This window comes from Amycolatopsis sp. NPDC003731, assembly GCF_053586895.1.
The window spans coordinates 49115-74125 of the sequence record NZ_JBSFNC010000022.1; the positions used below are offsets into that span (position 1 = coordinate 49115).

At 72.4% G+C, this 25011-nt stretch carries 19 protein-coding genes and 1 pseudogene; 14 read left to right on the forward strand and 6 right to left on the reverse strand.

The window, feature by feature from the left end:
* Positions 1-8: 8 nt before the first annotated feature.
* From ACWDN5_RS12175 to ACWDN5_RS12205, 7 genes are all read left to right on the forward strand, one after another.
* On the forward strand, positions 9-1661 hold the full coding sequence (locus tag ACWDN5_RS12175) for an FAD-dependent oxidoreductase (RefSeq protein ID WP_310975997.1): 1653 nt from the start codon (positions 9-11) through the stop codon (positions 1659-1661).
* Entirely contained in the window at positions 1658-3079 is a 1422-nt protein-coding gene (locus ACWDN5_RS12180) for an ATP-binding protein (protein WP_449676273.1), read from the forward strand. Before ACWDN5_RS12175 ends, ACWDN5_RS12180 begins: the two co-directional genes overlap by 4 nt.
* Entirely contained in the window at positions 3079-4572 is a 1494-nt protein-coding gene (locus ACWDN5_RS12185; protein WP_449676275.1) for a carboxylesterase/lipase family protein, read from the forward strand. The genes ACWDN5_RS12180 and ACWDN5_RS12185 overlap by 1 nt, the downstream gene beginning before the upstream one ends.
* An 81-nt stretch (positions 4573-4653) precedes the next feature.
* Positions 4654-5727: a hypothetical protein gene (locus ACWDN5_RS12190; protein WP_449676276.1), complete on the forward strand. Its 1074-nt coding sequence runs from the start codon at positions 4654-4656 to the stop codon at positions 5725-5727.
* A gap of 1 nt (position 5728) precedes the next feature.
* Positions 5729-6856 carry a toxic anion resistance protein gene (locus tag ACWDN5_RS12195; protein WP_449676278.1) on the forward strand — a complete coding sequence of 376 codons (1128 nt, stop codon included), beginning with the start codon at positions 5729-5731 and terminating at the stop codon, positions 6854-6856.
* Positions 6853-8454, forward strand: coding sequence for an extracellular solute-binding protein (locus ACWDN5_RS12200; RefSeq protein ID WP_449676279.1), 1602 nt, complete (start codon positions 6853-6855; stop codon positions 8452-8454). The genes ACWDN5_RS12195 and ACWDN5_RS12200 overlap by 4 nt, the downstream gene beginning before the upstream one ends.
* Positions 8451-9017 (forward strand): hypothetical protein, encoded by a 567-nt coding sequence (locus tag ACWDN5_RS12205; RefSeq protein WP_449676281.1) that lies wholly within the window; start codon positions 8451-8453, stop codon positions 9015-9017. Before ACWDN5_RS12200 ends, ACWDN5_RS12205 begins: the two co-directional genes overlap by 4 nt.
* Positions 9018-9096: 79 nt before the next feature.
* Here the strand turns inward: ACWDN5_RS12205 and ACWDN5_RS12210 are convergent, their stop codons facing one another.
* The 3 genes from ACWDN5_RS12210 to ACWDN5_RS12220 all read right to left on the reverse strand — a co-directional run bounded on the left by ACWDN5_RS12210 (position 9097) and on the right by ACWDN5_RS12220 (position 11980).
* Positions 9097-9921: a hypothetical protein gene (locus ACWDN5_RS12210; protein WP_449676282.1), complete on the reverse strand. Its 825-nt coding sequence runs from the start codon at positions 9919-9921 to the stop codon at positions 9097-9099.
* A gap of 57 nt (positions 9922-9978) precedes the next feature.
* On the reverse strand, positions 9979-10233 hold the full coding sequence (locus tag ACWDN5_RS12215; protein WP_003083120.1) for a hypothetical protein: 255 nt from the start codon (positions 10231-10233) through the stop codon (positions 9979-9981).
* Positions 10234-11041: 808 nt separating this feature from the next.
* Positions 11042-11980, reverse strand: a complete 939-nt coding sequence (locus tag ACWDN5_RS12220) for an ornithine cyclodeaminase family protein (protein WP_449676283.1) — start codon at positions 11978-11980, stop codon at positions 11042-11044.
* A 42-nt stretch (positions 11981-12022) separates the two neighbouring features.
* Between ACWDN5_RS12220 and ACWDN5_RS12225 the strand changes: the two genes are divergently transcribed.
* The 4 genes from ACWDN5_RS12225 to ACWDN5_RS12240 all read left to right on the forward strand — a co-directional run bounded on the left by ACWDN5_RS12225 (position 12023) and on the right by ACWDN5_RS12240 (position 16692).
* Complete coding sequence (locus tag ACWDN5_RS12225) at positions 12023-12622, forward strand: pentapeptide repeat-containing protein (RefSeq protein ID WP_449676285.1); 600 nt, start codon at positions 12023-12025, stop codon at positions 12620-12622.
* A 29-nt stretch (positions 12623-12651) separates the two neighbouring features.
* On the forward strand, positions 12652-13251 hold the full coding sequence (locus ACWDN5_RS12230; protein WP_310976007.1) for a sulfite oxidase-like oxidoreductase: 600 nt from the start codon (positions 12652-12654) through the stop codon (positions 13249-13251).
* Positions 13221-13964 (forward strand): ferredoxin reductase, encoded by a 744-nt coding sequence (locus ACWDN5_RS12235; RefSeq protein WP_310976008.1) that lies wholly within the window; start codon positions 13221-13223, stop codon positions 13962-13964. Before ACWDN5_RS12230 ends, ACWDN5_RS12235 begins: the two co-directional genes overlap by 31 nt.
* Before the next feature lie 91 nt (positions 13965-14055).
* Positions 14056-16692 (forward strand): fibronectin type III domain-containing protein, encoded by a 2637-nt coding sequence (locus tag ACWDN5_RS12240; protein ID WP_449676286.1) that lies wholly within the window; start codon positions 14056-14058, stop codon positions 16690-16692.
* Positions 16693-16868: 176 nt separating this feature from the next.
* Here the strand turns inward: ACWDN5_RS12240 and ACWDN5_RS12245 are convergent.
* The 3 genes and pseudogenes from ACWDN5_RS12245 to ACWDN5_RS12255 all read right to left on the reverse strand — a co-directional run.
* Positions 16869-17024 (reverse strand): annotated as a pseudogene (locus ACWDN5_RS12245) (IS110 family transposase); the annotation flags it as partial.
* A 77-nt stretch (positions 17025-17101) separates the two neighbouring features.
* A complete protein-coding gene (locus tag ACWDN5_RS12250; protein WP_449676288.1) occupies positions 17102-19477 on the reverse strand; it encodes a LuxR C-terminal-related transcriptional regulator in 2376 nt (791 codons plus the stop codon).
* Positions 19474-20586 (reverse strand): Hsp70 family protein, encoded by a 1113-nt coding sequence (locus ACWDN5_RS12255; RefSeq protein ID WP_310976011.1) that lies wholly within the window; start codon positions 20584-20586, stop codon positions 19474-19476. Before ACWDN5_RS12255 ends, ACWDN5_RS12250 begins: the two co-directional genes overlap by 4 nt.
* Before the next feature lie 303 nt (positions 20587-20889).
* Here ACWDN5_RS12255 and ACWDN5_RS12260 point away from each other — a divergent pair, with 303 nt between their 5' ends.
* From ACWDN5_RS12260 to ACWDN5_RS12270, 3 genes are all read left to right on the forward strand, one after another.
* Positions 20890-21888 (forward strand): IniB N-terminal domain-containing protein, encoded by a 999-nt coding sequence (locus ACWDN5_RS12260; protein ID WP_310976012.1) that lies wholly within the window; start codon positions 20890-20892, stop codon positions 21886-21888.
* Positions 21889-21989: 101 nt separating this feature from the next.
* Positions 21990-23771, forward strand: a complete 1782-nt coding sequence (locus tag ACWDN5_RS12265) for an isoniazid inducible protein IniA (RefSeq protein WP_310976013.1) — start codon at positions 21990-21992, stop codon at positions 23769-23771.
* Positions 23768-24970 carry a GTPase gene (locus ACWDN5_RS12270; RefSeq protein WP_310976014.1) on the forward strand — a complete coding sequence of 401 codons (1203 nt, stop codon included), beginning with the start codon at positions 23768-23770 and terminating at the stop codon, positions 24968-24970. The genes ACWDN5_RS12265 and ACWDN5_RS12270 overlap by 4 nt, the downstream gene beginning before the upstream one ends.
* Positions 24971-25011: the final 41 nt, after the last annotated feature.

Below are 25011 nucleotides of genomic sequence, written 5' to 3' on the forward strand. Positions count from 1 at the left end.
TGCACCTCGTGAGCCAGCCGATCCTGATGACCGTCGACGACGATCCCGCCGTGTCCCGCTCGGTCGCCCGTGACCTGCGCCGGCGCTACGGCAAGGACTACCGCGTCATCCGCGCCGACTCCGGCCCGGACGCCCTCGACGCCCTGCGCGAGATCAAGCTGCGCGGCGACGCCGTCGCGGCCATCCTCGCCGACTACCGGATGCCGCAGATGGACGGGATCGCCTTCCTCGAGAAGGCGATGGACCTGTTCCCGCACGCCCGCCGCGCCCTGCTGACCGCCTACGCCGACACCGACGCCGCGATCCAGGCGATCAACGTCGTCGACGTCGACCACTACCTGCTCAAGCCGTGGGACCCGCCCGAGGAGAAGCTCTACCCGGTGATCGACGCCCTGGTCGAGACCTGGAAGGCGGTCGGGGACAGGCCGGTCGAGGAGGTCAAGCTCATCGGCCACCGGTACAACTCGCCGTCGTTCCACCTGCGTGACTTCCTCGCGCGCAACGCCGTCCCGTACCGCTGGTACTCGGTCGACGACGACGAGGCCTGCCGGATCCTGCAGGCCGCCGAGGCGACCGACAAGGACATCCCGGTCGTCGTCACCCCGGACGGCACCGTCCTCAAGAACCCGTCCGGCAGCGAGATCGCCGACGCGGTGGGCTTGTCGACCCGGCCGGCGCAGGAGTTCTACGACCTCGTCGTGATCGGCGGCGGCCCGGCCGGCCTCGGCGCCGCGGTGTACGGCGCTTCCGAAGGCCTACGCACGGTGCTCGTCGAGAAGAAGGCCACCGGCGGCCAGGCCGGCACGAGCTCGCGCATCGAGAACTACCTCGGCTTCCCGGACGGCGTCTCGGGCGCCCAGCTGACCGACCGGGCGCGGCGCCAGGCGCAGAAGTTCGGCGCCGAGGTGCTGACCGCGCGCGACGTCGTCGGCCTCGAAGCCCGCGGCTCACAGCGCGTGATCACCTTCGGCGACGGCAGCGAGATCGCCGCGCACTCGGTGATCCTCGCCAGCGGCGTCACCTACCGCGCCCTGGAGGCCGACGGCATCGAGGAGCTCACCGGCCGCGGCGTCTACTACGGCTCGGCCGCGACCGAGGCGCCCGAGTGCAAGGGCGAGCACGTCTACATCGTCGGCGGCGCCAATTCCGCCGGGCAGGCCGCGGTGTTCTTCTCCCGGCACGCCAGCGACGTCACCATCCTGGTGCGCGGCGAGTCCCTCGAAGCGTCGATGTCGCACTACCTGATCGAGCAGATCGCCGGCATCGAGAACATCCATGTCCGGACGCACACCACTGTCAAGCAGGTGCACGGCGACGGCCACCTCGAGCGGATCACGCTGTGCGAGAACGGCGTCACCGAAACGGTCGAAAGCGGGCACCTGTTCATCTTCATCGGCGCCGCCCCGCGCACCGACTGGCTCGGCGACGCGATCCACCGCGACGACCACGGCTTCGTGTGCACCGGGCCGGACCTGCTGAGCGCCGGGCAGCGGCCGGCGGGCTGGCCGCTCGACCGTGACCCGCACTACCTCGAGTCGTCGATCCCGGGCGTGTTCGTGGCCGGTGACGTGCGGTCGCAGTCGGTCAAGCGGGTGGCGTCCGCGGTCGGCGAGGGCGCGATGGCCGTGACGCTGGTACACCGGTACCTGGAGGAACAATGAGCGCACTGCCGCGGGAAGAGCTTCGCGGGCTCTTCCTGTTCGAACACCTTTCCGAAGACCAGCTCGACTGGATCTCCGACAACGCCGTGCTCGAGGAGTACCCGGCCGACTCCACCGTCATCAGCGAGGGCGGCGAGGCGACCTGCTTCTACGTCCTGCTGAACGGCGCGATCCGGATGACGCGGCTGGTCAGCGGCACGGAGGTGGAGACCAACCGGTCCGACCAGCGCGGCGCCTACTTCGGCGCGACGCAGTTCTTCGTGCACCAGGAGACCGAGCACACCTACAACGCCACGGTGCGCGCGCTGTCCGACGTCACGTTCCTGGCGCTGCCCTCGAAGGAGTTCTCCTTCGAGTTCCGCCGGTGGTTCCCGATGGCGACGCACCTGCTGGAAGGCATGTACCTCGGCTGGCGCAACAGCGACACGGTGATCGGTTCGCGCCGGCGTCTGCTGGCGCTGGGCGAGCTCTCGGCCGGGCTGACGCACGAGCTGAACAACCCGGCCGCTGCCGCCGTCCGGGCGACGTCGGCCCTGCGCGAACGCGTCGCCGGCATGCGCCACAAGCTCGCCTTCCTGGCCAAGAAGGACATCGAACCGGAGCTGCTCTACCAGCTCATCGACGTCCAGGAACGGCTGGTCAAGCAGGTCGCGCAGGCCGAGAAGCTGACGGCCATGCAGCAGGCCGACCGCGAGGACGAGATCGGCGACTGGTTCGACGACCGCGGCATCGACGGCGGCTGGGACCTCGCCGACATCTACGTCCGGGCCGGCCTGACCACGGCCGACCTCGACCACGTGCTGGAGCAGGTCGGCGACACCTTCATCGACGGCGCCGTCCGCTGGCTCGCCTACGCGCTCGAGACCGAGATGCTGATGGGCGAGATCGAGGACTCCACCACCCGGATTTCCGCCCTGGTCGGCAAGGCCAAGCAGTACTCCCAGATGGACCGGGCGCCGCACCAGTGGGTCGACGTCCACGACGGCCTCGACTCCACGCTGGTGATGCTGTCCGGCAAGATCGGCGGCGGCGTCCGCGTGGTCAAGGAGTACGACCGCGGCCTGCCGAAGATCCCGGCGTACCCGGCCGAGCTGAACCAGGTCTGGACGAACATCATCGACAACGCCCTCGGCGCGATGCAGGGCGAGGGCACGCTGACGCTGCGGACGTGGGGGGAGAACGACCAGGTCCGCGTCGAGATCGGCGACACCGGCCCGGGCATCCCGGCCGACATCAAGCCGCGGATCTTCGAGCCGTTCTTCACGACCAAGCCGGTCGGCGAGGGCACCGGGCTGGGCCTGGACATCTCGTGGAAGATCGTCGTCGAGCGCCACCAGGGCGACCTGCGCGTCGAATCCGAGCCCGGGAACACCCGGTTCGAGGTCTGCCTGCCGACGGTCGAGCAGGCCTCGCTCTGATGGGTTCCGTCCCGACGGTCACGACCGAACTCGGGGCGCTGGTGGGGCTGGCGGGCGACGGCGTCCGCGTCTGGCGCGGCGTCCCGTACGCCCGCCCGCCGGTCGGCGAGCTGCGGTGGAAGGCGCCGCAGCCGCCGTCGCTGTCCGGCGGCGTGCACGTCGCGACCGAGTACGGGCCGCACGCGATGCAGTCGCCGGACCCGATGAACCCGGCCGCCGTGTGCGACGAGGACTGCCTGTACCTCAACGTCTGCACACCGGACGGCCCGGCGCCCGAGCGTGGCTGGCCGGTGCTGTTCTGGCTGCACGGCGGCGGCTACCGCGTCGGCCACGGCGAGCAGCTGGGCGACGGCGAGGAGTTCGCCCGCGCCGGGATCGTCGTCGTCACCATCAACTACCGGCTCGGCTCGCTCGGCTTCCTGCACCTCGCCGGGATCTTCGGCTCCGCGGAGGAGGACGCCGGCGTGTGCGGCTTCCTCGACCAGGTCGAGGCCTTGAAGTGGGTGCGCCGCAACATCTCCGCGTTCGGCGGCGACCCCGGGCGCATCACCGTCTACGGCGTTTCCGCGGGCGCGAAGAGCGTCGGGAACCTCCTGGGCAGCCCCCTGGGCCAGGGGTTGTTCGCCCAAGCCATCAGCAGCTCCGGCGGCGCGGACCACGTCGCGACGCCGGAGGCCGGGACGGCGCTGGCCCGGCGGCTGCTGGACGAAGTCGGCTGCCACGACCCGGCGGCGCTCCGGGCGTTGCCCGCCAAGGAGTTCGTCGAGGCGCAGGAACGGATCCTCACCGGCTTCCAGGCGCTGTGGCTCTGGCGGCCGACCCTGCACCCCCGCGTGCTGCCCGAGGTCCCGATCGAGCCGATCCGGCGGGGGAGCGCGGCCGGGATCCCGCTCCTGATCGGCTGCAACAGCAACGAAGGCAGCACGTACGCGATGATGCTCGGCGACGACGTCGTGACAGCGCCGGCTTCCGGTGTGCTCACGGGCATCTTCGGCGATTCCGGCGCTTCGGAGCTGCTCGAGACGTACCTTCGCCGCGTACCCGACCTCAAGGCCGCGAAGATCGCCGCCATGGGCGACGAACGCTACGGCATCCCGACGCAGCGGCTCGCCGACGCACAGTCCGCGCACGCGCCCGTCTACCGCTACCGCATCGACATCGCCGCGCCCGGCGTGCCCGAGCAGCTCGACGGCGGTCACGGCACCGAAACCACCATGGCGTGGAAGACGCCGCTGCCGCTGTTCGCGGAGGCGACGCAGGTGAACCCGAAGCGTGAGCGCGCGGCGCTGCTCATCCACCGCGCCTGGGTGCGCTTCATCCGGGACGGCGTCGCGGACGCGGACGGTCCCGAATGGCCGCCCTACGGCCCCGAACTGCGGCCGGTGCTGGTTTTCCGGGAAGACACCGACCTGGTGCTCGATCCACGCTCCGACGAGCGGAAAGCCTGGGGCGACACGGAATGGGCGTCCGGGACCTGGTTCCCGGTGACCTGAGACCGTTCCTTCACCCGCCGTTCACTTCGAACCGGCCCGCTCCCGCGTCCAATGGGCGAAGGCGGCTGAGGGGAGTGGCTCGTGAAACGCCGGGTGTCGATCGGACTGGCCGTGGTGCTCGTCCTGGCCGTCGTCGGAATCATCGTCTGGGGCCGCGGCGACGGGACCGCTTCCGACGTCACGACCGTGCGCGGGGTGATCGGTTCGGAGAAGCAGGCCTTCTTCACCGACCGGCGCGTCGTCGACGCCTTCGCCCGGCACGGCCTGAAGGTCGAGGTCGACACGGCCGGGTCGCGGCAGATCGCGAAGACCGTCGACCTCGGGAAGTACGCCTTCGCGTTCCCGTCGTCGTCGCCCGCGGCGCAGAAGATCCAGCGCGACCGCAAGGTGACCACCGTCTACACGCCGTTCCAGTCGCCGATGGCCGTCGCCTCCTTCGAACCGATCGTTTCCCTGCTGCGGGCCGACGGGGTCGTGCACAAGGGCGCCGGCGACTACGACGTCCTCGACATCGCGAAGTACCTCGACCTGGCGAAGGCCGGAACGCGCTGGGACCAGCTGCCCGGCAACACCGCCTACCCGGCCCGCAAGAACGTCCTCGTCACCACGACCGACCCGCGCGAGTCGAACTCCGCGGCGATGTACCTGTCGATCGTTTCCTTCGTGGCCAACGGGAACGCCGTCGTGAGCACGCCCGACCAGGAAGCGAAGGTGCTGCCGTCGGTGGCGAAGCTGTTCCTCGACCAGGGCTACACGCAGAACAGCACCGAAGGGCCGTTCGAGGACTACCTGTCCGCGGGCATGGGGAAGACGCCGCTGGCGCTGATCTACGAGTCGCAGTTCGTCGACCGCGTGGTGCGCGGCGACGGCTCGATCCGGCCGGACATGCGGATGCTCTACACCGCGCCGACGGTCTACTCGAAGCACACGCTGGTGCCGTTGACCGGCGACGGGGACAAGGTCGGGCAGCTCCTCGCGACCGACCCCGAGCTGGGCAAGCTCGCCGCGACCTTCGGCTTCCGCACCACCGACCCGAAGCTCTTCGCCGAGGTCGCCGCGCCGGCCCACGTGCCCGCCGACCTGGTGGACGCCGTCGAGCCGCCGTCGTTCGAGACCCTGGAACGGCTGCTCGACGCCGTCGGCAAGCAGTACTGACATGGACTTCGCGCTCACCCCGCCCGAGCCGGTCACCGCGATCCCCGCCGAGCGCGCCGCCGGGCTGATCACGCTCAGTTCCGAAACGCGGTCGGAAGTCTCCGTTCGCGCCGCGGAGTTCGCGTCCCGGCTCGAAGCCCTCGACGTCCGGTCACCGGAGTTCACCGACCTCTTGGACGAGCTGCTCGCCGTCGGCGAGGCCGACATGCGCGCGGCGGCCGGTGTCGCGGGAACGATGCTCGACCGGTCGTTGCGCAGCGCGGTGTCGCCGCAGGACGGCGTCACGACGAGCCTCGCGAGCCTGCGCCGGACCGTCGCCGAGCTGGACCCGGCGAAGCTGCCGCTCACCGGCCGCAAGCTGCTGGGCGTGTTCCCGGCCGCGGCCGGCGCGAAGCGGGCGCTGGACCGCTACCGGGCCGCGAACGAGCCGGTCAACGCCCTGGTCGTCGACCTGCGCGGCCGCCAGGACGTCCTGCGTCGCGACAACGCCTCGATCAAGGGTGAACGCGAGCGGCTGTGGCAGGTGATGGGGAAGCTCGCCGAAGCGGCCGCGCTCGCCGAGGCCGTCGACGGCGCGATCGAAGCGCAGGCCGGCGTCTTCGACCTGACGGATCCCGTACGCGCCAACGCGTTGCGCGCGGACGTGCTGTACCCGATCCGGCAGCGGCACCAGGACCTGCTGACCCAGCTCGCCGTCAGCGCGCAGGGCTACCTCGCGCTGGACCTGGTGCGCAAGAACAACGACGAGCTGATCCGCGGCGTCGAACGCGCGGTGTCGACGACGGTGTCCGCGCTCCGGGTCGCGTTGCTGGTCAGCGGCGCGCTGGCGAGCCAGCGGGACGTCCTCGACGAGGTCGCGGCGCTGCAGGCGACCACCGACGGGCTGATCCGCGCCAACACCGAGCTGCTGGACCTGCAGTCCGCGGAGATCCGCAAGGCGAGCAGCGACCCGGCCGTCGCGACCGACACGATCCGCGCGTCCTTCGACCGGATCTACGCCTCGATCGACGCGATCGACGGGTTCCGCGCCGACGCCGTCCGCACCATGGCCGCGACCGTCGAGTCGCTGTCCGGGGAGATCCGCCGCGCCGAGGACCACCTGCGGCGTTCGCACGAGGGGGAAGCATGAGGAAGTTCCTGGCGCTCCTGGTGGGCGTGCTGCTGATGGCGGGGTGTTCCGAACCGTCGTCGGCACCGCTCGGGGATCCCGAGCCGGGCGTGTTGCGGATCCTCGCCGGCAGCGAGCTGGCGGACCTGCAGCCGGTGCTCGACGAAGCCGCTCGCGCCACCGGAGTGACGGTCAAGTTCACCTTCACCGGGACGCTGGAGGGCGCCGAAGCGCTGGCGGACGGCAGTGTCGACGGCAAGTACGACGCCGTGTGGTTCTCGTCGAACCGGTACCCCGCCGGCATTCCCGAAGCGGCGAAGCGGCTCGGGAACCAGGTCAAGATCATGAGCTCGCCGGTGGTGCTGGGGCTGGCCACGCCGGTGGTGCAGCGGCTCGGCTGGGCGGGGAAGCCGGTCAGCTGGGGCGAAATCGCCGCGCAGGCCGGGAAGAAGGCGTTCAGCTACGGGATGACGGACCCGTCGGCGTCGAACTCCGGGTTCTCGGCGCTGGTCGGCGTCGCTTCGGCGCTGGCGGGCGCGGGCAACGCGATCGACGCCCAGCAGATCGCTTCGGTGACGCCGCAGCTGACGCAGTTCTTCAGCGCCCAGGCGCTTTCGGCGGGTTCCTCGGGCTGGCTCTCGGACGCGTACGTCCGGCGCGCGACCGGACCGGACCCGGTCGACGGGCTGATCAACTACGAGTCCGTGCTGCTGTCGGCGAACGCGTCCGGGAAGCTGCCCGCGCCGCTCACGCTGATCTACCCGAGCGACGGCGTCGTCACCGCCGACTACCCGCTCACCCTGCTGGCTTCCGCCGGCTCCGACGCGCGTTCGGCCCACCAGCGGCTCACCGACCACCTGCGGACGCCTTCGGTGCAGCAGCGGATCATGGAGACCACCGGACGGCGTCCGGTCGTGCCCGGGGTCGCGCTGGGGCCGCAGTTCGCGCAGCGGGACCTCGTCGAGCTGCCGTTCCCGGCGACGCAGCAGGCGGTCGACGCGCTGCTGTCGGCGTACTTCGACAAGCTCCGGCGGCCCTCGCGGACGCTCTACGTGCTCGACACGTCCGGGTCGATGGCCGGTTCGCGGATCGACTCGCTGCGGGCCGCGCTGGTCGGGCTGACCGGCGCGGACACGTCGCTGACCGGCCGGTTCCGGCGGTTCCGGAGCCGGGAGGAGGTGACGATGCTGCCGTTCAACACTTCGCCCGGGACGCCACGGACGTTCACCGTGCCGGAGACCGATCCTGCGGCCGAGCTGGCGCGCATCAAGACGTTCGCCGAAGGGCTCGAGGCGCGCGGCGGGACGGCGATCTACGACAGCCTTTCGCGGGCCTACCAGGTGCTCGAGCCGCTGACGGCCGCGGATCCGGACCGGTTCACCTCCATCGTGCTGATGACCGACGGCGAGAACGCGAACGGCTCGTCACTGGGGGACTTCCTGGGATCGTTCGGGTCGCTGTCGCCCACGGTGAACCAGGTTCCGGTGTTCACGGTCCTGTTCGGCGAAGGCAGCAGCGACGAGCTGACCCAGGTCGCGACGCGGACCGGTGGGAAGGTGTTCGACGCGCGCAACGTCCGGCTTTCGCAGGTGTTCCAGGAGATTCGCGGGTACCAATGATGCTGCGCTATCTGGGGTCGACCAAGAACCTCGCCGGCTGCGTCGGCGGCCTGATCGGCGTCGGGCTGTACCTGACCGGGGTGGTCGGGTGGTTCTGGCCGTTCGTCGTGGCGGCGCTCTACGCGGCCGGGGCGCTGCTGGCGCCGGGGGAGAAGGTACGGCTGGTCCCGGACAAGTCCGGTGAGCTGCGGCAGTCGCTGGACGCGCTCGAGGCCGTGGTCTCGGCGCAGGCGTCCCGGATGCCGGCGTCCTCTGTGGACACCGTGCGCCGGATCGCGGTGGTGCTGCGCGACCTGCTTTCCCGGCCCTCGCGGCTCTCGGCCGACCCTGATCTGCAGCACGCGGTCGTGCGGCTGGCGGGCACCGATTTGCCGCTGTCGCTGGAAACCTACCTCAACCTGCCGTGGTGGTTCGCGGCGCGGCGGGCCGGTGCGGGCGAAGAACTGGTGGCACAGCTGGGTTTGCTCGAGGCGGAGGCGCACCGGGTGGCCGAGCGGTTCTACGCGGCGGAGGTCGACCGGCAGGCGGACCACACGCGGTACCTGCGGGATCGCGACGCCTGATCTCCACACCTGTGGGTGATGATGTTCGAACGCGCGTTCGAGTAGCGTGGTCGTTGTCGCACTCGTCGGAAGGGAGAAGTCATGAACGGGTACCGAGGTTCGGCAGGGTCAGGGTCATCGCGGCGGTGGTCAGCCAGCTCAGCAGGTCCGGCAGGGGAATGCGGGAGAGGCGTTCCGGCAATTCCTCCGCCACGGTGTGCAGCACGAGTTCGTCCTGCCGTGGCTCCACTTTGGTCAGTTTCAGGCCGGGCGGGAGTTCCGGCACGGGAAGCACGATGGGCTGGAAGGCCCGGGGCGGGCGCAGCTGCCGCCGTCCGATGTGGAGGGTCTGCGGCACGAGCACCACGGCGTCGTCCGCCACCTGCGGGCGGAGCGTCAGGTGGCCCCAGTGCGGGCGCTTGGCCCAGCGGATCTGCAGCAGCCCGTTGCCGGCCGGGGTGGCGACGATCCCGGGGCGGGCTTTCGCCACCCGGTCCCGCAGCACGTCGGCGGACACGGCGATCCCGAGCTGCACCCGCGCGGGCTTGGCGGCCGGCGTGGGCAGCGAGCGGAGGCGGACGTCTTCGGCGAGCACGGTGACGCGGCGCAGCGGGATGCTGCCGGGCTCGTTTTCGCCTTCGGACTCCGGCCAGTCGACGTCCTCGGCGACGATCCGGACGTCGCCGAGCCGTCCGGTGGCCAGCCGGAGGCTGTCGGCCGGGTAGTCGAGTTCGGCGAGGGTGAGGCCGACTTCGCGGTCACCCACCTTCGCGGTCAGCCGGCGGCCGACGAGCTGCTCGGTGACGGTGCGCACGAGGGCGGCCGGCGTGACCGGGACGTTCGGGAGCAGGGAACGCCCGGCCGCGGCCAGGTCGGCCAGCTCAGGCCAGGGTGACCAGCCGTCGAACCACCTGCCGTCGCTCATCCGTCCAGTGTCGCCCAGGGCGACCGGCGGCGGCGACGGCGGGTGGTCCGCCTTCGGTCACCGTCCCGCAAAGCGGGCGATGATGCCGGTCACGACCAGCCAGAACACCGCGGCCAGGCCGTAGTCGAGGATCACGGCCAGGCTGGGGCTGTCCACGGGGAACAAGCCGGGCCAGAACAACGCGAGAGGAACCGCCAGCGACTTGATGAACTGGAAGAAGGCATTGCCGGCGTTCGCGCCGGCGAGCACCATGATCATGTAGAGAACTTCGATCCCCGCGAAGATCGCGCCGATCGCCGTGATGACCCGCACGGCCGTGTTCCGTCTGGTGGTGGTTCGCCAAGGAGACATGCCGCGAAAATTCCCGGATCGGGTGACAGATCAAACGCGTCCGACCCAAGATTGCGCCGTTCGGCCGCTCCCGTTGCTCTCCGCCGCCCACCCACCACCCCAGGTGACCACCCCCAACACCCCGGCTACCCGACGCCTCCACCACCAAACACCCCCGTCACCCAACGCCCTCGGCCACCCAACGCCCCAGCGCCCGCCCCCAACGCCCTCGGCCGCCCAACGCCCCAGCGCCCGCCCCCAACGCCCTCGGCCGCCCATCGCCCCAGCGCCCGCTGCCAAACGCCTCTGCCGCCCAACGCGCCGCCGCCCGAGGCCCTCGGCCACCGAACGCCTCCGCCACCCAGCACGCCGCCGCCCGAGGCCCTCGGCCACCGAACGCCCCCGCCACCCAGCACGCCGCCGCCCGCCGCCCTCGACCACCGAACGCCCCCGCCGCCCAACGCGCCCGTCGCCCAAGGCCCCGGCCACCCAACGCCTCCGCCACCCAACGCCTCCCGCTACTCCGCACGCCCGCCGCTCAACGCGGCGGCCACCGAAGGCCCACCGCCACCAATCGCCCCCATCACCCCGTCCGCCGGTGCCCCTCTCCCTCGCCGCACCTTCCCCGGCGGGCCACCTCCCGAGCACGTGTCGTCCGCCTAGGTACGCGTGTCGTCCATCCCGGTACGCGTGTCGTCCGCCTAGGTACGCGTGTCGTCCATCCCGGTACGCGTGTCGTCCGTCTGGGTACAGGTGCCCAGCGGCGGCCTCGGCCCAGGGCGGCGCACCCTCACCCAGCCACACCCCAAACCGACCCGGCCGAAGGCCGCATCCCCATCGCCTCACCGAGCAGCCGGCCGATGGCCCAGTCCTGCACCGCAAGCCCCACCGACTTGAACACCGTCCGCCCACCCACCGCCGGCGGCCGACCCAACGCCGACCCCAGCTCAACCAGCTTCCCCCGATCGAGAAGCCCGGCGGAAACGGCGTGGATCACCTCACCGGCTTCCGACAGAACCGCACCGACCTGATCCACCACCACACACCCCGCGGTGGCCAGCAACTCCGCGGGAAGCTCCCGCATGGAAGGCAGGTACGACCCGATCGCGTTGACATGAACCCGTTCCGGCAAGTCATCGACACCGAAGAGAGGAGTCGCCGATGAAGTGGCGCAACAGACGACGTCCGCATCGGACACCGCGTCCGCTGCGTCGCGGGCCACCCGCACCGTCACCGACGGGAACTCCGGCCGCAACCGGTCCGCCAACGCCGAAGCGCGCGAGCGGTCCCGGCCGAACACCGACACGCGGCGAAGCGGCCGCACCGCCGCCACCGCCCGCACCTGGTCGGCCGCCTGAGCTCCCGTGCCGAGGAGAGCCAGGCTGCCGGCCGAAGGCGGGGCCAGCAAGTCCGTGGCCACACCCGACACCGCGCCCGTGCGCAGCGCCGTGACCTCGACCGTGTCGGCGACCACCTGGCCGGCGGCCGTGTTCCACACCAGCGTGCCCAGGATCATCGGCGTGCGGCCGGGGGCCAGGTTGAGCGTCTTCACCACCGTCGTCGACGTCGGGGTGTGGCAGGCGGTCATCACGAGCGTGGTCGCGGAGGCGAACGACAAGCGTTGCGGCACCTCGAAACGGCCGGCGGCGAGGTCGAGGAACGCCGAGCGCACCGCGTCGATCGCGGCCGGCATCGGCACGGCTTTCCGGACTTCGTCGGCGTCGAGCATGCGCGGCCCCTCCGGCGTCGGATCTGCCGCTAGCCTGGCGGCATGTCCGAGGCCACGCAAGAGGAGCAGCGGTTCGTCCGCGACGACTGGTACGGGGAGGAGATCGCGGGGCGGCACTACGTGCGGTGCGAGTTCCGCGAGACCGACTTCTCGGAGGCGGTCACCCGGAACTCCGTCTTCACCGACTGCGTGTTCGGCAACGTACGCTTCAACGCGTCCCGGCACGAGGACTCGGCGTTCACCGGGTGCACCTTCACCCGGTGCAACTTCTTCGACGCCGAATTCACCGGGTGCAAGCTCGTCGGCTCGAGCTTCAGCGAGTGCGAGCTGCGGCCGCTGCGGGTCACCGGCGGGGACTGGTCGTTCGCCGGGCTGGCGGGCGCCGACCTGCGGGCCGTCCGGTTCCAGGGCGTCCGGATGCGGGAGGCCGACCTCACCGGGGCGGACTGCACCGGCGCGGTGTTCGCCGACGTCGACCTGTCCGGGGCGCTGCTGCACGCCGTCAAGCTGCCGAAAGCCGAGCTGCGGGGCAGCGACCTCTCGGCGCTCGACCCGACGGACGCCGTGCTGACCGGGGCGATCGTGTCACCCGAACAGGCTGCGGTGCTCGTCACGTCGCTGGGGCTGCACGTGCGGGCGTAGGCTCGTCGCGATCGGGAAGGGAGCACCGCATGGGCGTCGTGACACCGGGTTTCCAGGGCCGGGCACGCAGCGGCAACCCGCGGCTGCCACCGGGGCAGTACCTGGCCGAGGACTTCCCGGTCCTCTCCGCGGGCCCGACGCCGCGCGTGCGCACCGAGACGTGGGAGTTCACCGTCACCACCGAGACGGGCGAGAAACACACCTGGAGCTGGGCCGAGCTGATGGCCCTGCCCAGCGAGAAGCCCACCGTGGACATCCACTGCGTCACCCAGTGGTCCAAACTGGACACCCGCTGGCGCGGCGTCTCGGTCGACACGCTGGTCGGCGGGCTCGGCACCGAGGCCGACTACGTCATGGTGCACGCCTACGGCGGCTACACCACGAACCTGCCGCTGGCCGACCTGCTCGACGGCCAGGCCTGGATCGCCTACGAGTACGGCGGCAAACCGCTGACGCCCGAGCACGGCGGTCCGGCGCGGCTGCTCGTGCCGCACCTGTACTTCTGGAAGTCCGCGAAGTGGGTGCGCGGACTGGAACTGAAGACCCGGGACGAGCCGGGCTTCTGGGAGAACGCCGGCTACCACGACTACGGGGATCCATGGCGCGAACAGCGGTATCAGGGCGACTAGCCTGGCGGGTCGCCCGCCTGGCCGGCTTCCGCGACGAGACGCCGACGGCGCGCACGCTCGTCTTCGACCTGCCCGGCTGGCCGGGCCACCTGGCGGGGCAGCACGTCGACGTCCGGCTCACCGCCGCGGACGGCTACCGCGCGCAGCGCAGCTACTCCCTCGCCGCGCCCGCGGACGGGGACCGGGTGGAGCTGACCGTGCAGCGCGTCGCCGACGGCGAAGTGTCCGAGCACCTCACCGGCCCCTACGCGATCGGCGACCCGGTCGAAATCCGCGGCCCGATCGGCGGCTGGTTCGCCTGGCGGCCGGCGGATCCGGCGCCCGTCCTGCTGATCGCGGGCGGCTCGGGCATCGTCCCCCTGATGGCGATGATCCGCGCCCGCCGCGCGGCGGGCGTCCGGACGCCGTTCAAGCTGATCTACTCGCTGCGCACCCCGGCGGAGCTGTACTACGCGGACGAGCTGCGCACGCCGGTGGCGGGCGTGGACGTGACGTACGTGTACACGCGGGAGCTGCCCGAAGGCCGTCCCGGCATTCCGCGCCGCATCGACGTGGCGACGATCAACACGGCGGGCTGGCCGGCGGAGTTCGGCGCGTCCTGCTTTGTCTGCGGGCCGACGGGCTTCGTGGAGACGGTGGCGGACATCCTGGTCGCCCTCGGCCACGACCCGCACCGGATCCGCACCGAACGATTCGGGCCCAGCCGCGACTGAAACCCGCAGGCATCCGATGAATAGGTGACTGTCTGCCCCGCTGAGTGGGAAAATGTCGACATCGCCGCCGAGAGATCCTATCTTTCGACCCATGCTGACCAAGTGGGGCTCGACGCGGCGCCGCACCGTGGTGACCGTTCTCTTCGGCGCGGGCGCCCTGCTCGCCACGACCGGCCCGATGGCCGCGGCCGGCTCGACTGCCGCCGGCCAGGACGTCTACGTTTCGCCCACCGGCTCCGACCGGGCCTCCGGGAGCGCCGGGCACCCCGTCCGGACCCTCGAGCGCGCCCGCGACCTCGTGCGGCAGCGCGCGCCGCACCTGACCCGGGATCTCACCGTCCACCTCGCGCCCGGCGTCTTCCGGCTGACCGCCCCGCTGCGGCTCGACGCGCGGGACTCCGGCGGCAACGGCCACCGCGTGATCTGGCAGGGCACCAAGGACACCGAGCTGAACGGCGGCGTCCGGGTCACCGGCTGGCGGCCGGTGCCGGGCCGTCCGGGCCTGTTCGCCGCGCCCGCGCCCGCCGGGCTCGACAACACCCGGCAGCTCTACGTCGACGGCGTCCGCGAGCAACGCGCCCGCGGCCCGCTGCCGGTGACCGTCAAGGCCACCGACACCGGCTACACCGCCAGTGCCGACACGCTCGCCCACTGGCGGAACCCGAAGGACGTCGAGTTCGTGTACGTCTCCGGTGAGGCGTTGTGGAACGTCCAGCGCGACGGCCTCGGCCAGTGGACGGAACCGCGCTGCCCGCTCGCCGCCGCCGCAGGCACGACGATCACCATGGCCCAGCCGTGCTGGGACAACTCGACGAAACGCGTGCTGTTCCCCGACATCCCGGGCCGCAGCGTCAACATGGTCGGCCCGGCCGACCTCACCAACGGGCGGCACCCCACCTACGCCGAAAACGCCTTCGAGCTGCTCGACACCCCGGGCGAGTGGTACCTCGACCGGTCCGCCCGCGTCGTCTACTACCAGCCGAAGCCCGGCCAGGACCTGCGCCGCGCGGACGTCGAAATGCCGGTGCTGGAGAAGCTCCTCGACGCGAAGGGCACGGCCGCCTCGCCGATCCACGACGTCGCCTTCCGCGGCTTGCGCTACTCCTACGCGACCTGGCTGACGCCGTCGTCGCCCGAAGGGTTCTCGGAAATCCAGGCGGGCTACACGATCACCGGCGCCGACGGCTGGGCCGTCCAGGGACTCTGCCAGTTCGTGCCGGGCGGAACCTGCCCGTACGCCTCGTGGACGCGGGAACCCGCCAACGTCTCCGTTTCGCACGGCCGGCGCGTCGAATTCGCCGACAGCGTGTTCGCCCACCTCGGCGGCGCCGGGCTCGACCTGCTCGACGGCACCAAGGAATCCCAGGTGCGCGGCGACATCTTCACCGACATCTCCGGCAACGGCGTCCAGATCGGCGGGGTCGACAAGCCCCTCACCGACACCGACGCCGACGTCGTGCGCGACGTCCGGGTCACCGACAACCACCTCTACGGTCTGCCGCGCGAATTCCACGGCGGTGTGCCGATCGTCAACGGCTACACCGTGCGGAACACCGTCGCCCACAACCAGATCGACCACGTCGGCTACTCGGCGATCTCCGTGGGCTGGGGCGGCTGGCCGGACAAGATCAAGCGCCCCGCGACGCCGAACCTGTCGCACGACAACGTCGTTTCGGACAACCTGATCTTCGACTACATGCAGATGCTCGACGAGGGCGGCGGCGTCTACACCCAGGGCATCACCGGCACTTCCCTGGCCGACGGCGAAAAAGTCACCGGCAACGTCATCCACGACCAGTGGGGGCTCGGCAAGGGCGTCTACACCGACAACGGCAACACCTACGAGACGATCCGCGGCAACGTCCTCTACCGCACGGCGTACTTCAACGTCGGCACGGTGCACGTCGACTACCGCGACGACCTGGGCAACAACGACCCCACGCTGACCGAGGGCAACTACTGGGAACAGGGCGACCGCGACAAGGTCGACAAGGGCGCGATCACCCGCGGCAACCACCTCCTGCCGAACCCGGCGGACGCGCCGCCCGAGATCGTCGCGAACGCGGGCCTCGAGCCGGCCTACCGCGGGGTGCTCACCCGCCAGGTCGGAGGTCAGGCCCCGGCCGAAGCGCCGTCACGCGTCGGCACGTTCGCCGTGGCGGGAAAGCTGTACGCAACCTGGAACCCGACGTTCGCGTTCAACAACGCCCCGGTGACGCACTACGTGGTGACGGCATCGGGCGGCGGCCGCACGTATTCCACAACGGTGACGGCGGCCGACTTCGCGAAGCGCGCGTACGCCGAAGTGCCCGGACTGACGGAGGGAACGCCGTACACGGTGACAGTCGCGGCACGCAACGCGTACGGAACGAGCGAGCCATCGCTGCCCTCGGCACCGGTGACGCCGGGCCCGAAAACCGCGGTGCTGCCCGGCATCCCGACGAGCGCACGGGCGTTGCCGAGCGCAACGGCGGCCTCGATCCGCTGGAACCCACCGGCGGCAACGGGCGACACCCCGGTCCTGGCGTACGTGATCACGGTGTCCGACGGCCGCACGATTCGCGTGGAGGGCCGCGACGCCCTGGTCACCCAGCCGACGGTCAAGGGCATGACCAGGGTGGTGGACGGCCTGAAACCGGCCGCGGCCTACACGTTCACGGTCGCGGCGATCACGGCAACGGGAACCGGCCCAGCGGCAACGTTCACGGCCACAACAGCGGCAGCCTGACCTGAGCGGGGCCTCGTTGTCCACAACCCGCCGACGATGTGGACAACGAGGCCCACCGGCCATCGTTCCCGGGCGTTTCGTCGCCCGCCGCCGATAGACTGGAACCGGGGGGCGCCCCCGGGGCGGGCTGCCGGTTCGGGCGGGGTGTTCGCCCTTGACGCCGGTGCCGGAGCTGCGAGGCTGTCGGCCACCCTCGGGAGGACGGTGTCCGCGGCGGCGGTGCCCGGGACGGTGACGGTCTGCTCGCCGAGTGCAGTCATGATCGCCTCGACCAGCCGCTCACCCGTTCGGGGCGCTTGGACCTTGGCGATGGCGGGGAGTTTGCGGCGGCCGGGCCACGTTACGACGAGATCTACCGAGCTGGTGGCCGTGCCCCTATCAGCGCCGGTGATCCGCCGGACGCGACGAACTAAGACGCGTCCGGGCGGGACAGCAGCTCCCGCAGCGTCGCCAGCAGCTCCCGCCGGTCCGCCGCCCCGAGCTTGCCGCGGATCCGGGCCATGTGGTGCTCCACCGTCTTGCCCGAAATGAACAGCTTGCTGCCCGCCTGCTTGTACGTCAGCCCCTCGACGACCAGGCGGGCCACCTCCAGCTCGCGCTCGCTCAACGCCGCCAGGCCCGTCCCCGCCGCCGGTTCCGATGATGCTCCCGGGTCGCGGCGGGCCGCCGTTCCCTGGAACTGGCGGGCCGCCTCGAGGAGCTGGACCATCGCCTTGCGGTCGGACGTGCGGATCGCCGCCTGGCCGGCCAAGCGGGCCGCGTCCCAGCGGAGGTCCAGGTCGTGCAGCTCGGCCGCCGCCGCCGTGATGGCGTCCGGGTCGAAACTTCCGCCGAGGACCGCCAGCCAGCCCTGGGCCGCCGTGGCCAGGGCGCGGGGGTGGCGGCCGCAGTGGGCGTGGGTGGTCAGCGTCGCCAGGTGGGCCTTGACCGCGTCCGCGTCCTCCAGGGTGATCGCCGCGTGCAGCTCGTGCCAGACCAGGGATACCGTCCACAATGGAGGTTCGCCCAGTCGGGCCAGGAGGCTGTGGGCGCGCTCGAACTGGCCGGACAGCTTGGCGAACGCGCCGGTGCGGGCCGCCGCGATCGCCAGCTCGCCCAGCGGCAGCAACGTGAACAGGTCCGTCTGCTGCCGCATGGACGCTTGGTACGCCCGGTTCCACGACCGCTGCAGGCCCACGAGGTCGCTCGCCCGGCGCGCCAGGCCGAGTTCCAGCGTGGCGAAGAAGAGCTCGTCGCGCGCCTCCAACGAACGGCCCGCGACGGCGTCGCGGTGTTCGGCCGCCGTCGCCAGGTCGCCCGCCGTCATCGCGACCCAGCCGAGCAGCAACCGGTGGCGCGCGGCCAGGAGGTCGCCGCCGGTGCCGCCGTCCAGCGCCCGGCTCAGCACGGACTCCGCCAGCGCCAGCTCGCCCGTGTGCAGGGCGACCAGCGCGGCCAGCGCCGCCGGGCTGTCCGGCAGCAGCGTGCCACCCAGCGCGGGCTCCAGCATCGCGGCCGCGCCCAGCAGCGTCGACAACGTCTCCGTCGCGCAGCCGGACACCGAATCCACGATGCCGCGGGCCATCCGGGTGGCCGCGCCGGCGAACAGCGTCGGCGCGACGCCCGGCGTGGGGGAGTCGAGCAGCCGCCGGGCGCCCTCGAGGTCGCCGGTGCCGACCAGGGCCGTCGCCGAGAACGCGTCGGCACGGCCCGCCCAGTGGTACAGCTCGGCGCTGCGGGCCAGTTCGCCGCGGTGCGCCAGCACGGTCGCCGCGATTTCCGCGCCCGCGGCCCGGGTTTCCGCGTCGGCCGCGCCGAGCATCCCGTCGCCGAGCCGCAACGCCGTGTCGAGGTCGCCGGACAACGCGGCCGCGCGCGCCCAGCCCGCCGTGACGGCCGCCGAGCGGTCGCCCGCTTCGGCAGCGGCCTCGAACAACTGCGTCGCCAAGCGGGCGTCGGACGGCAGCGCTTCCCCTGCTGCCGCAGCGAACGCGGCCGCCGCGGACGCTCCCGAGCTGCCCGTGCCGAGCAGGGAACGGGCCAGGTCGAGCACCGGGAGGCCGTTCGCGAGCTGCAGTTCGACCAGCCGCTGCACCGTCGTGAGCCGGCGCGCGGGCGGCCCGAAGTCGCGGACGGCGGCCGCGGCCAGCGGCAGCAGCGTGTCGTCGGGCGCCAGCAGGCCGGTGGCGCGGGCGCCCTCGACGATGGCGGGCAGCTGGTCGGGACGCCGGTCGAGCAGCGCGCACAGCAGGTCCAGGTTGCGCCCGGCGCCGGCTTCGGCCGCGATCAGGTAGCGGAGGACGTCGTCGTCGAGCTCGTCGAGCTCGGGTCGGAATTCCTCCAGCCGCCCCCGCAGCGCGCGTTCGGCCAGCCGCGGCACCCCGCCGCTGCGCGCGTGCAGCTCGGCGGCGGCCGCGGGGTCGGCGGGCGCACCCGTCATCGCGGACATCAGCCGCGCCACGTCTTCGACGCCGAGCGGGCCGAGCTGCAGCAGCGTCCAGCCGGGCGCCACCGCGGCCGGCCGGTGCGCGACGACGATCGGGCCGTCCGCGCCGGCGAGCAGTTCTTCGAGCTGGTCCGGGCCGAGCCGGTCGGCGTCGTCGACCAGCACCGCTTCGACGCCGGCCTCGCGGTAGCGGCGGTCGAGCGCGGTGAGCAGCACGCTCTTGCCGTACCCGCCGGGGGCGACGACGGCGAGGCGCAGGGGAGCGGCCGGTTCGGCGGCGACGCGGTCGAGCAGCTGCCGCGCCGCCGGGTGCACCGGAACGGTGTGCGGCGGGGGAACCTGCGTGAGCAGAGTGTTCAACAGTGACCTTCCCCGGCGGGGACGCAATGGGTGGGGGACGGAGAGGGGCCGGCGGTGGCTTCGCGGGCGGTGACGGTGATCACGACGGCCGAGACCGCCGCGGCGAGCACCAGGACCGCGGCCGCGAGGGGCCGCCGCCGTTTGAACAGGCTGAGCGGGCCGGTGCGCTCGGGCAGCTCGAACGGCGTGATCTCGACCGGCGGCCGGGGCGGCCGCTCGCCGAGCTCACCGAGCGTGTCCACCTTGGGGAGCAAGGTGGTTTCGACGGCGGGGGGTTCCTGCGGGGTGCCGCGGTGGTCGGCGCGCAGGGCCGCGAGGGCGGCCGCGCCGAGGGCGGCGGTCGCCGGCGGAACCGGTCCCGCGAACACCGGGCACGGCGGCCGGGCCGGCAGCGCGTGCGGGGGGACGTCGCCGCAGAACACCACCCCGGCGAGCCCCTTGGGGGACGTCGAGGCCGCTCCGGCGAGCGCGAACAGTGTGCTCAGCGCGGCCGCCGGGGCCACGCCTTCGGCGCTCTGGCCGGGCTGCCAGCCACTGGCGCCGCTCGCGGTCGCGAGCGTCACGTTCACGCCGTCGGTGCCGAACTCGCAGACCCCGGCGACCTGGGCACCGGGCCCGGGGAGGGGCAGGTGCGCGCCGAGGGCGGCGACCGAGCCGGGGACCAGCGTCACCGCGGTGAACCCGGAGTCGGCCAGCGCCCGGCGCAGCACGTCACGGCGGTAGCCGCCCCAGTCACCGGGGTGGGTCAGCACCAGGTGCTGCGGAGGGCCGCCGAACAGGTTCGCGGCGTGCTCGGCGATCCCTTCGACGAGCACGGTGGTCAGCGTCTCGGGCGGGAATGGCTCGCCTTCGACGAGCATCGGCACGTCGTCGCCGATCCGCCGGTGGAAGCCGGTGAGCAGCCGGGACGGGACCTGGGCGCCCGCCTGCGCGGCGGCGTCGCCGGTGAGCAGGTACCCCTCGTCGTCGAGGAACAGCGCGGACGCTGCGGCCGGGGATCGCTCACCCAGCCAGAGGGGTTCGGGCTCGCCCCAGCCGGGGCCCTGTCGGCGGCAGGTCGCGGCGTGGGTCCGGCCCTGGGCCACATCGATCCCGAGGACGTAGGGCAACGGCGCTTTCCTCCTCACCTCGTGGCGGCCGATCGGGGGCAGGGAATCCCCCTAGGGTTCGGGGCATCCTCACCCAAACGGGTTAGTCAGGCAAGGGTCTGGAGGGATTTAACCCAACTGAGCGCGTCTCGGATGAGCCCCTAACTCCCTAACGATGACATATCGATCCCCTATCGGCTGACCGGACTGCGACTCGGAGTGATCCCCGATGTGCGCTGGGGGACGGTCTCCCTACCTTGATCACGGAGCAGCGGTCCCTGCGGTCGCTGCCGTCCCCCGAACCACCGGACCAGGAGAACTTCCATGGAATCCGTGCAGACCTTGCACGACTTCGCCCTGAACCTGCTCAACGACCCGACCGCGCTGGCGGCCTTCGGGACGGACCCGCAGGGCGCCCTCGCTGCCGCCGGTCTCGGCGACGTCAGCGCCGCCGACGTGCACGAGGTCCTGCCGCTGGTGCTCGACTACGTGCCGGTCGACAGCCTCCCGGCCGTGGGCGGCCTCCCCGTCGTCGGCGACCTGTCCCCGGTCGGCACCGACGCCCCGGGCATCCAGGGCGCGATCGACCAGCTCACCGCCCTCACCGCGGGCCTCGGCCTGCCGGCCACCGCGGGCCTGCCGGGCGTCGGCGACCTGGGTGTCGGCGAGCTCCCGGCCGTGGGCGACCTGCCCGCCGTCGGCGGCGTCGGCGCCCTGCCGGTCGTCAACGAGGTGACCAACGCCGCCAACGCGACCGCGCTGGCCGGCAACGTGACCGGTGCCGTACTCGGCGGCGACCTGGCCCACGGCCTGGACTCGCAGGCCCTGGCGAACCTGACCGCGGCCCCGGCCTACCTGACCGACCCGAACACCGGCGTGGTGCCGCAGGCCGTTTCGGCCGCCGGCTCGGCCGTCTACGACGTCAAGGACCTCGGCGCCCACGTCGATTACCAGGCGCACGACGTCACCGGCCTCGCGACCGGCGCCGTCACCGGCACGGTCGACCACGTGACCGGCTCGCTCGGCAACGTCGGCGACTTCTCCGGCATCCTCAAGGGCGCGGGCGACGTCGACGTCAAGCACGTCACCGGCGAGGTCACCAACGCCGTCCACGGCCTCGGTGACGTCACCAACACCGTGACCTCCGCCACCGGCATCAACGTCGACCACAACCCGGTCGGCAACGTCGGCGAGCTGGCTTCCGGCAACGCCACGGCCGTCCACGACGTCGTGTCCGACGTCTCCGACATCAGCCACAACGCGCTGGGCAACCTGCACCTCGGCGACATCGCCTCGGGCAACGACCTCCACCTCGGGCACTGATCCCCGAACCGGTCACCGGTGCCCGTCCCGCGGTCTGGGTGCAGCCGCGGGACGGGCACCCGGTGTGCGTACGGGGAGTGAACCGGGGACACTCGACCATCGTGACCGCACCGGCTTGGCTCGAAGTGCTCAACGAGACGCTGGACGCGTGCCGCACGCACGGCCGCGCCGATCTCGCCGAGCGCCTGCGCAGACGCCGGGACGCCCCGCCCGGGCAGACCCGGCTCGGCGTGCTCGGTTTTCCCAAACAGGGCAAGGGGTACCTGCTCAACGCCGTGCTGAACGCGCCGGTGTGCGCGGTCGGCGACGCCGCGACCCCCGCCGTCCCCACCGAAATCGCCTACTCACCCGAACCCGCCGCCACCCTGGTCGGCCGGTCCCGCGAACGGATCCCCGTCGCGGTCGAACGGCTCACCGGCGAACTCGGCGCCCGGCCCGCCGGCACGCTCAGCCGCGTCGAGGTCGGCGTGCCCCGCGAACTCCTCTCGGCCGGCCTCGTCCTGGTCGACACCCCGCCGGTCGGTGACCCGCGGTCACCGCGCACCGCCGCCGCGCTCGACATGCTCGCCGAAGCCGACGCGGTGATCCTCGTCTCCGACGCGACAGCGCCGCTGACGGCTGCCGAGCTCGCGCTGGCGCGGCACGTCCGCACGTGGTGCCCGCACGTCGTGCTGGCGCTCACGAAGATCGACGCCAGTCCCGGGTGGCGCGCGGTCGCCGAACGCAATCGCGCGATGCTCGGCGAGGCCGGGATCGACGCGCCCGTGTTGCCCGTTTCGGCCGTGGTGCGCCAAGCCGCCGCGAAAACCGGTGACGCGGAACTCAACGCCCGCTCGGGTTTCCCCGAGCTGCTGGCTTGGATCGCCGAGCAGGCCGCGCGCCCGCCCGAGCAGTCGCGCGCGCTGCTCGCCGCCGTCGGGGTGCGCGCCGCGGCCGCCGAGCTGGTGGAGTCGCTGCGCGACCGCATCGACGCCGCGGGGCAGGAGGCCGGGCTCGGCCAGGCCGCGCTGCTGCAGCGGGCCCAGCGCCGCGCGGACGACCTGCGCCGGCAGAACACCCGGTGGCAGAACCTGCTGTCCGACGAAATCACCGATCTGCTGTCCGACGCCGAGTACGACCTGCGCGAGCGGACGCGCAAGATCGTCTCCACGATCGACCGGACCTTCGACGAAGGCGACCCGGCGAAGGTGTGGGACGAATTCGCGCCCTGGCTGGACAACGCGCTGGCCGAGGCGGTCGACGTCAACTACGCGTGGCTGGCCGACCGGGCGGAGTGGATCGCGCAAGCGGTCGCGGCGTGCTTCGGCGCCCAGTACGACCGGGCTCTGCCCGACCTGCGGCTCGACGGCTCCGGCGTGGAGCACCTCGACGAGGTCGGCCGCCCGAAGATCGAGAAGTTCAAGATCGGCCAGCAGGCGTTCACCGGCCTGCGCGGGTCCTACGGCGGCGTGCTGATGTTCGGCCTGGTCACCAGCCTCGCCGGGCTGCCGCTGATCAACCCGGTCTCGCTCGGCGCCGGTGCCGCGTTCGCCGCGAAGACGATCAAGGACGAGGGCGGGATGCGGCTGCAGCGGCGGCAGGCCGTCGCCAAGCAGGCGGCGCAGCGGCACGTCGACGACGTCTTCCTGCGGTTCGGCAAGGAATGCCGCGACGCGATCCGCGTCGTCCAGCGGCGCCTGCGCGACCACTTCACCGGCCTGGCCGAGGAACTCGCCGACGAGCTGACGCGCGAACGCGAGACGATCCTGGCCGGCACCGCCGAGCGCGAACGGCGGACCGGGCACATCCGCCGCGAGATCGACCGGCTCGCCGGGCTGCACCAGCGCGCGGGCGAGCTCGGCACGATCGCCGGACGGCAGCCGCGGCGGGAGCTCTCGGCGTGACCCAGGACGTCCGCGACCTGCTGCACGCCGCGGCCGGGCTCTACCGGGACGACCCGCGGGCGTCAGCGCTGCTGCACGACTGCCTCGACCGGCTGGAGCAGCCGCTGCGCGTCGCGTTCACGGGCGCGCCGTCGTCGGGGAAGACGACGCTCGCCGCCGCGCTGGGCGAATGGCCGACGCGCGCGCTGCGCGACCTGGTGCTGCTCGACGACCCCGGCCCGGCCGACGACGTCCCGGACGCGACGGTCCGGCTGGTCCGCCACCTCGAGCCGGACGAGCTCGCGGCGGCGCACCCGCCGGGCGGCTCGCCGTTCGCGCGGCAGAGCGCGGTGAACTCGGTGTTGGTGCTGTCACGGGCCGACGAGGTCGGCGCGGGCCGGATCGACGCGCTGCTCACCGCGAAGCAGCTCGCGCGGCGCGCGTGGCGGGAAGACCCGCTGTGCACCGGGTTCCTGGGCGTGATCGCCGTCGCCGGGCAGCTCGCGTACGGCGGCCGCTCGTTGCGCGACGACGAGTTCGACTTGCTGGCCGCGTTCGCCGCGGTGCCGCGCGAGGAGCTGGAACGGCACGTGCTGTCGGTGGATTCGTTCACCGATCCGGCGTTCCCGGGCCCGATCCCGGTCGAGACGCGCCGGTCGCTGGTGGTGCGGTTCGGCATGTTCGGCGTCCGGCTGGCCCTCACCCTGATCCGCACCGGCTGCGACGACCGCGTCAAGCTCTCGGCGGAGCTGGTGCGCCGCAGCGGGTTGGGCGAATTGCGCGACACCCTGGCCGGGTGTTTCGTGGCGCGAGCCGAGGCACTGCGGGCCCGCACGGCGATCATCCGGCTGGAGGCCCTGCTGGCCGCGCAGCCCCGCCCGGGCGGCGACCGGCTGGTGTCCCGGGTGGAGCGGTTCGCCGCGGCCGCACACGATTTCAGGGAACTGCGCCTGATCGCCGACATCCGCGGCGGCCGCACGGCGTTGTCGGGGGAGCCCGCCGAGGAAGCGGTCCGGCTGCTGGGCGCCCAGGGCACGGCGCCGGCCGACCGGCTGGGCCTGGAACCGGACGCGGATCCGAACGAGATCTACGAGTCCGGCCTGGACGCCCTCCGGCGCTGGCGGCACGAGGCCGAGCGCCCGGACCGCCCCCACGCCGAACGAACCGCGGCGCACGTGGTGGTGCGGTCGGCCGAGGGCCTGCTCGCGCTGTTCGCCTAGACCGGCTTCCCGCCACCCGCCACGCCAAACCGGGCGCCTAC

Bases quoted from the DNA above. Each gene is read 5' to 3' on its own strand.
- ACWDN5_RS12180 (WP_449676273.1), top strand. From the start codon at position 1,658: ATGAGCGCACTGCCGCGGGAAGAGCTTCGCGGGCTCTTCCTGTTCGAA.
- ACWDN5_RS12185 (WP_449676275.1), top strand. From the start codon at position 3,079: ATGGGTTCCGTCCCGACGGTCACGACCGAACTCGGGGCGCTGGTGGGG.
- ACWDN5_RS12195 (WP_449676278.1), top strand. From the start codon at position 5,729: ATGGACTTCGCGCTCACCCCGCCCGAGCCGGTCACCGCGATCCCCGCC.
- ACWDN5_RS12200 (WP_449676279.1), top strand. From the start codon at position 6,853: ATGAGGAAGTTCCTGGCGCTCCTGGTGGGCGTGCTGCTGATGGCGGGG.
- ACWDN5_RS12205 (WP_449676281.1), top strand. From the start codon at position 8,451: ATGATGCTGCGCTATCTGGGGTCGACCAAGAACCTCGCCGGCTGCGTC.
- ACWDN5_RS12210 (WP_449676282.1), bottom strand. From the start codon at position 9,921: ATGAGCGACGGCAGGTGGTTCGACGGCTGGTCACCCTGGCCTGAGCTG.
- ACWDN5_RS12220 (WP_449676283.1), bottom strand. From the start codon at position 11,980: ATGCTCGACGCCGACGAAGTCCGGAAAGCCGTGCCGATGCCGGCCGCG.
- ACWDN5_RS12225 (WP_449676285.1), top strand. From the start codon at position 12,023: ATGTCCGAGGCCACGCAAGAGGAGCAGCGGTTCGTCCGCGACGACTGG.
- ACWDN5_RS12230 (WP_310976007.1), top strand. From the start codon at position 12,652: ATGGGCGTCGTGACACCGGGTTTCCAGGGCCGGGCACGCAGCGGCAAC.
- ACWDN5_RS12235 (WP_310976008.1), top strand. From the start codon at position 13,221: ATGGCGCGAACAGCGGTATCAGGGCGACTAGCCTGGCGGGTCGCCCGC.
- ACWDN5_RS12240 (WP_449676286.1), top strand. From the start codon at position 14,056: ATGCTGACCAAGTGGGGCTCGACGCGGCGCCGCACCGTGGTGACCGTT.
- ACWDN5_RS12260 (WP_310976012.1), top strand. From the start codon at position 20,890: ATGGAATCCGTGCAGACCTTGCACGACTTCGCCCTGAACCTGCTCAAC.